Annotated in this window: 8 protein-coding genes; 4 read left to right on the top strand and 4 right to left on the bottom strand. The window is 59.0% G+C overall.

Features of this window, described 5'->3' with window-relative positions:
- Positions 1-20: 20 nt before the first annotated feature.
- Complete coding sequence (locus HFD97_RS05980) at positions 21-1,955, bottom strand: exoribonuclease II (RefSeq protein WP_167430782.1); 1,935 nt, start codon at positions 1,953-1,955, stop codon at positions 21-23.
- A gap of 110 nt (positions 1,956-2,065) precedes the next feature.
- Positions 2,066-4,369 carry an FdhF/YdeP family oxidoreductase gene (locus HFD97_RS05975; RefSeq protein ID WP_140028600.1) on the bottom strand — a complete coding sequence of 768 codons (2,304 nt, stop codon included), beginning with the start codon at positions 4,367-4,369 and terminating at the stop codon, positions 2,066-2,068.
- 261 nt (positions 4,370-4,630) lie between these two features.
- On the opposite strand from HFD97_RS05975, the gene HFD97_RS05970 reads away from it, so the two are divergent.
- From HFD97_RS05970 to HFD97_RS05955, 4 genes are all read left to right on the top strand, one after another.
- Complete coding sequence (locus HFD97_RS05970) at positions 4,631-6,217, top strand: PTS transporter subunit EIIC (RefSeq protein ID WP_167430783.1); 1,587 nt, start codon at positions 4,631-4,633, stop codon at positions 6,215-6,217.
- Positions 6,218-6,377: 160 nt separating this feature from the next.
- Positions 6,378-7,922: a methyl-accepting chemotaxis protein gene (locus tag HFD97_RS05965; protein ID WP_009089998.1), complete on the top strand. Its 1,545-nt coding sequence runs from the start codon at positions 6,378-6,380 to the stop codon at positions 7,920-7,922.
- A 167-nt stretch (positions 7,923-8,089) separates the two neighbouring features.
- Positions 8,090-8,800 (top strand): YoaK family protein, encoded by a 711-nt coding sequence (locus tag HFD97_RS05960; protein ID WP_046101899.1) that lies wholly within the window; start codon positions 8,090-8,092, stop codon positions 8,798-8,800.
- A gap of 116 nt (positions 8,801-8,916) precedes the next feature.
- Positions 8,917-9,813: a LysR family transcriptional regulator gene (locus HFD97_RS05955; RefSeq protein WP_033736237.1), complete on the top strand. Its 897-nt coding sequence runs from the start codon at positions 8,917-8,919 to the stop codon at positions 9,811-9,813.
- Positions 9,814-9,840: 27 nt separating this feature from the next.
- Here the strand turns inward: HFD97_RS05955 and HFD97_RS05950 are convergent, their stop codons facing one another.
- Together HFD97_RS05950 and fabI are read right to left on the bottom strand one after the other, a co-directional pair.
- Positions 9,841-10,953 (bottom strand): oxidoreductase, encoded by a 1,113-nt coding sequence (locus HFD97_RS05950; RefSeq protein ID WP_167430784.1) that lies wholly within the window; start codon positions 10,951-10,953, stop codon positions 9,841-9,843.
- Between the two features lie 217 nt (positions 10,954-11,170).
- Positions 11,171-11,959 carry an enoyl-ACP reductase FabI gene (gene fabI, locus HFD97_RS05945; protein ID WP_009090006.1) on the bottom strand — a complete coding sequence of 263 codons (789 nt, stop codon included), beginning with the start codon at positions 11,957-11,959 and terminating at the stop codon, positions 11,171-11,173.
- Positions 11,960-11,972 lie beyond the last annotated feature (13 nt).

The raw sequence follows: 11,972 nt of genomic DNA, 5'->3' as shown, positions 1-11,972 counted from the left end.
TGGCATAAGTCAGCTGGAACTCAGACGGCGGGGCGCGCCACGACGCTGCGGGTTTCCATGCGGACTTCGGCGATGGTGACATCAATCACGTCAGTCACACGATAAACCACCTCGCCTTTAATCTGAACGCTGCCATTCTCCTGGCTGCAGACCATCTCATCACGCACCGCGTGAATGAACGGAGCAGGGATAAAGGCCACTGCGCCATACTCCAGCAGACGAACGCGCATACCGCCGCGTGACACGTCGATAATCTCGGCGCTGAAGCGACGATCGGTGCCGGCGAACGGCGCAAGATAACGGGCGTAGAGCCAGTCACCCACATCACGCTCGGCCATGCGGTTCAGACGACGGCGCTCGCTCATCGTGATCGTCACGGCATCGTCCGGACGGGCGATCGTCTCGCCGCGGATAATCGCTTTCAGCAGGCGATGGTTGATCATGTCGCCAAACTTACGGATGGGTGAGGTCCAGGTGGCGTACGCCTCCAGTCCCAGCCCGAAGTGCGGGCCCGGCTCGGTGCTGATCTCGGCAAAGGTCTGGAAGCGACGGATGCGGCTGTCGAGGAACGGCGTCGGCTGGGCATCGAGTTCACGACGCAGCACGCGGAAGCCTTCCAGGGTAGTAATCGCCTGAGCATCCACGGTAATGCCATGATTCGCCAGCACTGCGGCGGCCTGTTCAGCATTGGTGGCATCGAAACCGGCATGGACGTTGTAAATACCAAAGCCGAGACGGTCACGCAGCACCTTCGCCGCACAGATGTTTGCCAGAATCATCGCCTCTTCAACGATGCGGTTAGCGATGCGACGCGGTTCCGCGACGATCTCCAGCACTTCACCTTTTTCTCCCAGCAGGAAGCGGTAGTCAGGGCGATCTTTGAACACCAGCGCGTGGGTCTGACGCCACTCGCTGCGCGCCTGGCAGAGGCGATGCAGCAGACGAATCTGTTCTGCAATCGCGTCACTGTCCGGCTGCCAGCTGCCGCTGTTTTCCAGCCAGTCAGAAACGTCGTCATAAGCCAGCTTGGCTTTGGACTCGATCCAGGCCGCAAAGAAGGTGACATCATCCGCCAGGCTGCCATCGGCGGCCACGGTGACGCGGCAGGCCAGCGCCGGACGGCGGACATTCGGACGCAGCGAGCAGACATCATCAGAGAGTTCGCGCGGAAGCATCGGGATGTTAAAGCCCGGCAGGTAGTTGGTGAAGGCGCGCTTCGCTGCCAGCTTATCCAGCTGACTGCCTTCCGCGACATAAGCGGTCGGGTCGGCGATAGCGATGGTCAGGGAGAGCGAGCCATCCGCCTGCGCTTCCACATAAAGCGCATCATCCATATCCTGGGTGCTGGCGCTGTCAATGGTGACAAAATTGAGCGCGGTCAGATCTTCGCGCGTCAGATTCTCATCCATCATCTCGCCAAAGCTGACATCCGGCGCTTCACGCTCAAGGTTGTGACGCGACAGCGTCACCCACCACGGCGCCAGATGGTCATCCGCTTTGACGATAAAATCGGTGATTTCGGCGTAAAAACCGCGGTCGCCTTTCAGAGGATGACGACGCATTTCAGCGACAGCCCAGTCGCCATTCTCAAACTCATGGCTGACATCGCGCGCCGGGCGGCACGGGATAGCCTCTTTCAGCAGGGGATGGTCCGGCACGATCGACAGGCGATCGTCTTTCTTCTGTACCCGGCCGACAAAACGGCTCAGGAACGGCTCAACCAGGGTTTCCGGTTCAGCACTTTCGCGGTCTTTATCGGTGTGGATCACGGCGACGATACGATCGCCATGCATCACTTTCTTCATCTGCGGAGGCGGAATGAAGTAACTTTTCTGCGCATCGACTTCCAGAAAGCCGAAGCCTTTTTCGGTGCCTTTTACCACGCCTTCTGCACGTGGTGTCTGTGAATGGAGCTTCTCTTTCAGCTGCGCGAGCAGCGGGTTATCCTGGAACATAATTTTTACGTTTCGTGGCCTGAATGCGGCTGACAGTTTTACGCGAATCGACGCCGCGCGGCAAGGCAAAAAGCCGGACGAACCGGCTTTTCAGAGGGGCTGACAGGGGATCAGGCGATGCGCTGATCGGCCTGTGCCAGGGAGAGTTCCAGCTTCACGGGCACCGATTTGGAGGTCGGTGTACCGCTGCCATCACCAAAGCTGTTCAGCGGCACCAGCGGGTTGGTTTCCGGATAGTAGGCCGCCAGATTTCCGCGCGGAATATTATAAGGAACCAGTTTGAAACCGCTGACGCGACGAGTGATGCCATCATTCCACAGCGTTTCGATATCGACATTCTGGCCTTCGGTAAAGCCCAGGTCCGCCATATCGTCCGGATTGATAAACACCACTTCGCGCTGACCAAACACGCCACGATAACGGTCATCGAGGCCGTAGATGGTGGTGTTGTACTGGTCGTGTGAACGCAGGGTCTGCAGGGTAAACGGCACCGCCTGATCCAGCGCCGGGAACAGTGAGTCCGGCAGCATCGACGCATTAAACTCCGCTTTCTGGCTTGGCGTATTGAAGCGTAATTCCGCAGCGGCATTGCCCAGGTAGAACCCGCCAGGGATATCGCATTTCGCGTTAAAGTCGGCAAAGCCCGGAATGGTCGCGGCGATATGGTCGCGGATCAGGTTGTAGTCACCCGCCAGGTCGCGCCACTTCACTTTGTCATCACCCAGCACCGCCTGCGCGATCCCGGCGACGATGGCCGTTTCAGAGCGCTGCGTCTCCGCCAGCGGAATGCCGATCCCTTCGGAGGCGTGCACCATGCTGAACGAGTCTTCGACGGTAATAAACTGATTGCCGGTTGCCTGGCGGTCACGTTCCGTGCGGCCCAGCGTCGGCAGAATCAGCCCTTCATGACCCGGCACCAGGTGGCTGCGGTTCAGCTTGGTGCTGATGTGTACGGTCAGACCACAGCGCGATAACGCCTCTTCCGTGCGCGGTGAATCGGGCGCCGCCGCGGCCAGGTTGCCACCCAGCGCAATCAGCACTTTGACTTCATCACGCAGCATGGCATTCAGCGCTTCAACGGTGTTGTGGCCCGCAGCACGCGGTGGCTCGAAACCGAAATGGTTGCCCAGCGCATCCAGGAACGCCTGCGTCGGTTTCTCATCAATGCCCATCGTCCGGTTGCCCTGCACGTTACTGTGACCGCGCACCGGGCAGAGACCTGCGCCTTTTTTGCCCAGCTGGCCAAACAGCAGCTGCAGGTTGGTGATTTCACGCACCGTGTCTACCGAATGCTTGTGCTGGGTGATCCCCATCGCCCAGGTGCAGATCACCCGGTCAGCGCTCTGATAGATAGCCGCCGCTTCACGGATTTGCGCCTGCGTCAGGCCCGACTGCGCCACAATCTGCATCCAGCTGGTGTTGTCTACGGCGTCGAGGTAGGCCTCAATGCCGTTGGTTTTGGCATTGATAAAGGTCTGGTCGAACAGGCCGCTTTCACCTGCCGCCAGGCGGGCACGGTGGGTTTCCAGCAGGGATTTCACCATGCCGCGCACGGCAGCCATATCTCCGCCCAGATTCGGCTGGTAGTAGGAGGAGCTGATAGTGCCGGCTTTAGAGGTCACCACTTCCAGCGGTTTCTGTGGATCGGCAAAGCGTTCCAGACCGCGTTCGCGCAGGGTGTTAAAGGTCACGATTTTTGCGCCGTGGTCGGCAGCGTGACGCAGGCTGTGCAGCATGCGCGGATGGTTGGTGCCGGGGTTCTGACCGAAGACAAAAATCGCATCCGCATGGTCAAAATCGTCCAGACGAATGGTGCCTTTACCGACGCCAATGCTGCGCTTCAGCCCGGTGCCGCTGGCTTCGTGACACATATTGGAGCAGTCAGGAAAGTTATTGGTGCCCACCAGGCGACCAAACAGCTGATAGAGCCAGGAGGCTTCATTGCTGGCGCGACCGGAGGTGTAAAGCTCCATCTGATCCGGATTGTCCATCGCCTTAATGTGCTGCGCGATCAGCGCAAAGGCGTCGTCCCAGCTGATTGGCTCATAGTGGTCAGTTTCGGCGTTGTAGCGCAGCGGATGCGTCAGACGACCCTGATATTCCAGGAAGTAGTCACTCTGGGTGTAGAGGGTGGTTACGCTATGCCGGGCGAAAAAGTCGGTATCAACCACCCGGCGCGTCGCTTCCCAGGTCACCGCTTTGGCGCCGTTTTCGCAGAAGCTGAAGGTACTTTTATTGTCATCACCCCAGGCGCAGCCCGGACAGTCAAAACCGCGTGCTTTATTCATGCGCATCAGGTTGCGCATATTTTTCAGGGCCGCTTTGCTGTCAAGAACGAAACGCGTGGTGGCTTCCAGTGAACCCCAGCCGCCCGCAGCCGCGCGGTAGGGTTTGATTTGGCGTTTAAATTTCATATTGAGTGCAGGCTTTTTATAGTAGGAATAATTGTTTGATGATTGTTATCAGGTTATAGCCTGATGGTGAAGGGGAGTGTGCAATTATCGTCATACCTTGTCTAATTGATTGACATAATGGTGCGATAGCTGGCGTTTATCGTGCATCGGCCAGAAGTGTGAAGCTGGTCAGATTTTACCCAGTTTTAACGCGCTGATAACGGGAGTTCTCTCGGTAACGGGCTAATACTTGCTGTTTATCATCAGAGAGGGCGCGACACCATGAAACAGCTGACCAGCCAGATCCACGCGTTTGGCAAAGCGCTAATGATGCCAATCTCGGTGATCGCCGCCGCAGGGATCTTTCTCGGGCTGGCGGCGGCGATGCAGAACCCGGCGGTGACCGGTGAGGCGTTCGTCCAGATGGCGGTGCCACAGATCATCATTGGCTTTATCCGCAAAATCGCCGGTGCGCTGTTTACAAACCTGCCGCTCTTCTTTGCCGTGGCGAGTGCTATCGGGCTGGCAAAAGCGGAGAAGCCCACCGCCGCGTTTGCTGCGGTGATTGGCTATATCGTGATGAATGTCGGCATCAGCGCCACCCTGGCGGCCAAAGGGATCACGGCCGCCACCACCACACCGGCCGCTCTGCAGCAGGCGGGGATGGATCAGACGACGGCGATGATGACCTCGGCGGAATATATCAGCATGCTGGGGGTCTTTACCTACAACATGAGCGTGCTGGGTGGGGTGATTGCCGGGCTGATAACGGTCGCGCTGCACAACCGCTTTTACACCCAGCAATTGCCTACTGCGATCAGCTTTTTTGGCGGGCGGCGTTTTGTGCCGATCGTCACCGTCGTCTGCCTGCCGCTGGTGGGGGTGCTGCTGGCGCTGGTCTGGCCGACCATCGGCCAGGGGATCGCCTGGATCGGCGCGATGATCGGCAAAAGTGGCCAGTATGGCGCGTTCCTGCTGGGGGCATTTGAACGCATTCTGATCCCCACCGGCCTGCACCATATCCTCAACGAAACCGTTCGCTTCACCCCGATCGGCGGTATGGCGGTGGTCGATGGCCAGACCAATGTCGGTGCGCTCAACATCTTCAACGCGTCGCTGACCCATCCGGGATCGATCCCGGATGCGACGCTGCGCACCGCCACGCAGTTTCTGGCGCAGGGCAAAATTCCGGTCATGATGTTTGGCCTGCCCGCCGCTGCCCTGGCGATCTATCACACCGCACGGCCAGAGCATAAACAGCGGGTCAAAGCGCTGGTGATGGCGGGCGCGCTGACCTCGTTCACGACCGGTATTACGGAACCGCTGGAGTTCTGCTTTATTTTTGTCTCGCCGGTACTCTATCTCCTGCACGCCTTCCTGACCGGTCTCTCCTTCATGCTGATGTCGATGCTGCATCTGATGATTGGCAATGTGCAGGGCGGCATCATCGATCTGGTGGTGTTCGGCATGCTGGGCGGGGCGAAAACCCACTGGTGGTGGACACTGGCGCTGGGAGCGGTCTATGCACCGCTCTACTACTACGCTTTCCGGCTGGTGATCACCCGGATGCATGTCGAAACGCCGGGCCGGGAATCGGAAGAGGAGAAACCGCAGCAGGTCGCGGCGGATGAGCGCACTCAGGTGATTATCAGCGGGCTGGGCGGGCAGGCCAATATCGAGGATGTCGATTGCTGCTTTACCCGACTGCGGGTCCGGGTCAGAGAGATGAATCAGGTGGTGGACCAGACGCTGATGAGCACCGGTGCCAACGGCGTCAATCGCGTCAGCGAGCATGATGTTCAGGTGATTTACGGGCCGCAGGTTGAGAAAGTCGCCAGTGAGGTGAAGCGGGCGCTTGGCGTGGCTTAGCGACAGCCTGTTTCGGCTCATCAGCAGGCGCTCTGCCGGAAAGGGGAAAAAGGCTGCACGCTGCCGCTCCGCTTATTGTAACTAAAAAAAGTTCAGCCCTAATGGGCTGCTTTTTTTTGCCGATATAGCCACTAATCCACCCAATTTCCGGAACGTAGCGATGTCGTTAAAAAAGTCCTCCCTGATTATTTTTTCTTTTCTGCTGGCGCTGTTTCTTACCAGCGTGGCAATCAGTACCTGGCTGCTTGTTCAGAGCAATCACTCCCTGAATGCGGTTAACAAAGAGATTCGCGTTGTGCTGTCGGTGATCGACCCTATCAACCACAGCCGTACGCTGCGTGTCCGCCTGATGGAGTACATGAAGTCGATCGAGGGCAGTGAGGCGAATAACCCGGCCACACTGGACAGCGTTCGCACCGTTGCCGGTAAGGCGGATGCGGCGTTTGAGGCCTATATGAACGCGCCGCGTCTGCCGGGCGAAGAGGCTGAAGCGGAAGCCTATCGTCAGGCCTATCAGGCCTATCGCCAGCAGGGGCTGCAGCCGTTAATTGAGGCAGCAGAAGCGCACGACCAGCTGCGATTCAAAAACCAGATTGCCACCGTGGTGCGTCTGGATCGCCAGTATGAAATTATTCTGGATCGGGTGCTGGCGCAGCATGAAACCTACGCCAGAAAACTCAACAGTGATGCGCAGAGTCATTTCACCACCGGCATTACCCTGCTGGGACTGTTTGGTGTGCTCTTTTTTGCCATTATCATCGCGATCTACATCTTCATGAAGCGCTACGTGCTCTCTCCGCTGAATGATGCGCAGGAACACTGCAGGCTGATTGCGGCGGGCGTGCTGGACAGCAGCGTCCCGGTCAGGGCGAACTCCCGCAGTGAAATTCAGCTGCTGATGGGCTCGCTGGAGCAGATGCGCAGCGCGCTGACCTCTATCATTCTGCAGGTTCGTGACTCGACCCGCTCCGTCTCCACCGCATCACAGGAAATTGCTGCGGGCAACATCGATCTCGCCTCACGCACCGAGCAGCAGGCTGCCGCGCTGACCGAGACTGCCGCCAGCATGGAGCAGCTGGGCGCAACGGTGAAACAGAACACCGAAAACGTCTTTGAAGCCTGCCGGCTGACCAGCGAAGCGGTGAAAAATGCCGAAAGCGGTGAGAAAGTGTCGCAGGAAGTGGTGGTCTCAATGGGGCTGATTAACGCCAGCTCCAAGAAGATTGAAGAGATCACGACCGTTATCGACAGCATCGCTTTCCAGACCAATATTCTGGCGCTGAACGCAGCGGTGGAAGCGGCCCGTGCCGGGGAGCAGGGTCGCGGTTTTGCGGTGGTGGCGGGCGAAGTCCGGAACCTGGCGCAGCGCAGCGCCACGGCTGCTAAAGAGATTGAAAGCCTGATTGCCGAATCGGTTGCCATCATTCACGCCGGTTCTGATCAGGTCAGCCGCACGGGTGAGGCGATGAGCGCGATTATCTCCTCGGTCAGCCAGGTTAACCTGCTGATGGAGCATATTTCTACCGCGTCAGATGAGCAGAGTCGCGGCATCGGCCAGATTGAACAGGCCGTGACCGAGATGGACAGCGTGACGCAGCAGAACTCGGCGCTGGTGCAGGAGTCTGCAGCGGCCTCCGCCTCGCTGGAAGAGCAGGTGCAGTATCTGACGCAGTCGGTATCCACGTTCCGTCTCGCCAGCCATTAACCGGCGGTTCCGCGCGGCGCCAGTGCCGCGCGGAACCTGCTGCCGGTAAGGCATGTTATCCGGGCAGCTTGCCCTGAGGTCAGTGTGCCGGGAGAGTTTGACTCAGCGCCTTGTCGCCGGCCGGGAAACGGCGGATGATAAGGCTTTCCTCTGAAAATGTGGTGGTCATGCTAATCAGTACAGAAAGTGCCCGCAGCCACAGCGCCGACACCCGTCTGGCCTGTACGCTGGCGGCCGCTGCGGGGGCGCTGAACACCGCCGCCTTTGAGATTGTCGGTTTCTTTTCTGCCAACATGACCGGCAATGTCTCGCTGCTCTCCGATCATCTGGCAAAAGCGAATCCGGGGACCGGCCTCTTTTTTCTCGCCATCGTCATCCTCTTCATCGCCGGATCGGCGCTCTCCACCCTGGTTATCAATTCCGGTCGCCGCAGAAACATCCGCACTATTTATGCCTTTGTCATCCTGGCTGAAGGCGCTGCGCTGATGGTACTGGGGGTGATAGAAAATCATTTTCCGCCGCTGTCGCCGGGCGTGGTGTTAATCCTGAGCCTGAGCTTTCTGATGGGGCTGCAGAATGCGGTGGTGACACGGATTTCGGACGCCCGCGTCCGTACCACCCATGTCTCCGGCACGGCGACCGATATCGGGATTGAGCTGGCGATGCTGTTTGAGGTGCTGCGGCGTAAAATCTCCCCGAAAGAGGCACCGCTCTACCTGAGCCGGCTGCGGCTGCATGTGCTGACGCTGCTCGCATTCCTGGCGGGCGGTATAGCCGGAATAGGGCTCTACAGGCTGCTCAGCTACGACTTTCTGCTGCTGGTGGGGTTCGGCCTGATCTGCCTGGCGCTGAACGCCATTTTCCGGCCGCGCAAATGAACCGTGCGGTTAAACCTTCAGGTCCGGCACAGGGTAACATTGCGCCTTATACTCAGGGTGATACAGGTCAGAGACCGTCACGCGAACCGCCTTCAACCTGCTGATGGACTATTAAAATCGACATTAAACAACTGATTTATTTGTGTAACCTGGAGCGCGAACGCCATTTCGGGCGCGCCGCGGAAGCCAGTTTCGTTACACAGCCGACACTCTCTATGCGCCTGAAAAATCTGGAGCGCGAGCTGGGCCTGCCGCTGATTAACCGCAGTAATAACTTCGCCGGATTTACGCCAGAGGGCGATCGCGTGCTGGCATGGGCGCGGGAAATCGTTTCGGTGTATCAGGGGCTGAAGCTGGAAGTCGAATCACTCAAACATGGGGTAAACGGCACGCTGCGGGTGGGAGTGGTTCCGCAGTGCAGCATGGCCCTGCCGCTGCTGCTGAAAGTGGTCCAGGAGAGATATCCGCAGCTCGACTACCGCATTGCGGTGCTGAGCGCTGATCAGCTGCTGGATGCGCTTAACAGTCATACCGTGGATGTCGGCATCGGCTTTTTTGAGATGGCGACCCTGCGCGAACTCCATTTTCAGACCGAGCTGCTGGCGGACCGCGGCGTTGAAGCGGTGTTCCATCCTGACCATTTCCCGGCGCTGGTGGGTGATACGCCGCTGGCGCTGTCGGATCTGGCGCAACAGCCGCTCTGCCTGGCGGAGCCGACCCGCTATTTTCGCCGTTATCTCGACATGGCCTTTCGTGAGGCGGGGCTGGTACCACGGGTGATTGTCGAGAGCGCTTCCGTCATGCAGCTGATGCAGTGCGCTCAGGTCGGGCTGGGGCTGCTGGTTTCACCAGTGGGGCATCTGTTGCCCGCTTCACTTCAGGGGCTGCAGCAGCGCGCCATCACGCTGCCACCCATGGCACGTCAGGCGGCGCTGGTTATCGCCGAGCCTGGCCGTGCCACCCCGCTGGCCCAGCACTTTTTCGATGAAGCGCGCGCGCGGCTGCCGATGTAACCGGCGGCAGGCTCGCACTTTTTACGCTTACTGCGCTTCGCCCAGCGCGTAAAAGAGGCGACTGTTCCAGTTGCCTATCGCGACACGCTGAATCAGCGCGAACAGCGCATCATTCTCCCAGCCCGCTTCCATGAGGGGTTGCAGATGGGCCGCGCTGAAGCGCTCCGGTGAGCGGGTCAGCTGCGCCGCCAGTGCAATAATCTGCTGTTCTGCGCCGCGCGATCCGGCATCATCGACTCCTTCAATCAGACCCGCCTGACCGTCCAGCAGCCGGAAAAGCCAGCGACTGCCGAGGATGCGGGCGGCGACCGCCTCTGGCAGAGCAGGTTCATCAGAGAGGTGCTGACGCAACTGCGCCCAGCCATATAACGCCGCAGGATCGTGTGCCAGCACCCAGACTGCCTCCTGCATACCCGGCAGTGACTGGCAACGGGTGATTGCTGCGAGCTGCTCCGCGCTGGCATAACGCAGCTCCAGCGGCTTCAGCACCGGCTGCCAGCGGGCGGGCTGATCAAAGCCGGTTGCCTCTGCATCGGGAGGCGCGGTGCTGCCGGGCAGCCAGCGAACCGGCTGAGCCTGCAGTGCCTGTAAGCCCGCCACCACCCGCGCCTGATAACTGACAAACCCGATCACCTGATTCAGCGTCACGATATCGGGCTCGGTCAGGCCAACCCCATCCAGTGCGGTAATGGCACTGCCGTTGATCAGCTCAGGCTGCATCGCCAGCTGACGGGCGTACTGTGTGATCTGGGTCAGGCGGTTATTACTCTCGCGTGAAGAGTCGGGGCCGGGCAGCGGATTCAGGCGGGCAGAGTAATGGTTACACAACCGCTGAATCCCCGCCACCTGCGCGACGGTCAGGGCGGTGCTGAGGCGGTCGTAGAGGGTTAACGTATGGGTGAGCGACGTAATCACCCGATCGGGAAACAGCAGCTGCGCCAGATCGCGTGCGGCCAGCAGGGCGGGTTGCTGCGAGCGCAACAGGGCGTGCATCCCGGCGTGATCGGCGTGGCAGCCCAGCAGAAAGCGGTCATCGATATGGGCGGCCTCGGGCACCAGCGGCGCGGCCTGAGAGGTTCGTGGACTGGTCTGGCTCTCGTAAAACCAGTGGTTATGGCCCGGATAGCGGCGTTGTTCCATGATCAATCCTTTTGCAGATTCGGGTTCGGTATGCAGGCGGCAGAATCTGAAAATGTGCATAAACCGAAAGGCAGGCTTATCGTCGCTGATGGCCGGTCCGGGGCAAAAGAATGATCGGTGATAATTAATAGCGTTACGCTATAACGGCAGAAAAATCAGGGAGTGAGGCGGGGCGGGGGCAAAAAAAGAGGGCGAGCCAGGCTCGCCCTCAGGGAACTTATTTCAGTTCCAGTTCGTTCATCGCGGCGATGCTGAAGCCGCCATCAACGTGAACGACTTCACCGGTGATGCCGCCTGCCAGATCAGAGCAGAGGAACGCGGCAGAGTTGCCGACATCTTCGATGGTGACGGTACGGCGAATCGGGGTGACCGCTTCGCAATGCGCCAGCATCTTACGGAAATCTTTGATGCCTGAGGCGGCCAGGGTGCGGATTGGACCTGCAGAGACGGCGTTAACACGCACGCCTTCCGGGCCCATGGCGTTTGCCATGTAACGCACGTTCGCTTCCAGGGATGCTTTCGCCAGACCCATCACGTTGTAGTTCGGGATCGCGCGCTCAGCACCCAGGTAAGAGAGGGTCAGCAGACCGGAGCCTGGATTCAGCATCTCACGGCACTCTTTCGCCATCGCAACGAAGCTGTAAGCACTGATGTCATGCGCGATTTTAAAGCCTTCGCGGGTAACGGCGTTCACATAGTCGCCATCCAGCTGGTCGCCAGGCGCGAAGCCGATAGAGTGAACGAAACCGTCAAATTTCGGCCAGGTTTTTGCCAGTTCAGTGAACAGAGATTTGATGCTCTCATCTTCTGCGACGTCACATGGCAGCACGATGTCTGAACCCAAATCTTTAGCAAACTCTTCCACACGACCTTTTAACTTGTCGTTCTGGTAGGTGAAAGCCAGTTCTGCGCCCTGTTTGTGCATCGCCTGTGCAATACCGTAGGCGATGGAAAGTTTACTGGCAACGCCAGTAATCAGAATGCGCTTACCGGAAAGAAAACCCATAGCTGTAATCCTT

The sequence above is a fragment of the Pantoea sp. EKM103V genome, from assembly GCF_011800365.1.
In the GTDB taxonomy this organism is placed as follows: Bacteria; Pseudomonadota; Gammaproteobacteria; order Enterobacterales; family Enterobacteriaceae; genus Pantoea; species Pantoea anthophila.
Note: the sequence above shows the minus strand (reverse complement) of the source record. Positions and strands in the feature narration are given on the sequence as shown.

Coding starts and splice junctions, on each gene's coding strand:
- HFD97_RS05980 (WP_167430782.1), bottom strand. CDS start 1,955: ATGTTCCAGGATAACCCGCTGCTCGCGCAGCTGAAAGAGAAGCTCCAT.
- HFD97_RS05975 (WP_140028600.1), bottom strand. CDS start 4,369: ATGAAATTTAAACGCCAAATCAAACCCTACCGCGCGGCTGCGGGCGGC.
- HFD97_RS05970 (WP_167430783.1), top strand. CDS start 4,631: ATGAAACAGCTGACCAGCCAGATCCACGCGTTTGGCAAAGCGCTAATG.
- HFD97_RS05965 (WP_009089998.1), top strand. CDS start 6,378: ATGTCGTTAAAAAAGTCCTCCCTGATTATTTTTTCTTTTCTGCTGGCG.
- HFD97_RS05960 (WP_046101899.1), top strand. CDS start 8,090: ATGCTAATCAGTACAGAAAGTGCCCGCAGCCACAGCGCCGACACCCGT.
- HFD97_RS05950 (WP_167430784.1), bottom strand. CDS start 10,953: ATGGAACAACGCCGCTATCCGGGCCATAACCACTGGTTTTACGAGAGC.
- fabI (WP_009090006.1), bottom strand. CDS start 11,959: ATGGGTTTTCTTTCCGGTAAGCGCATTCTGATTACTGGCGTTGCCAGT.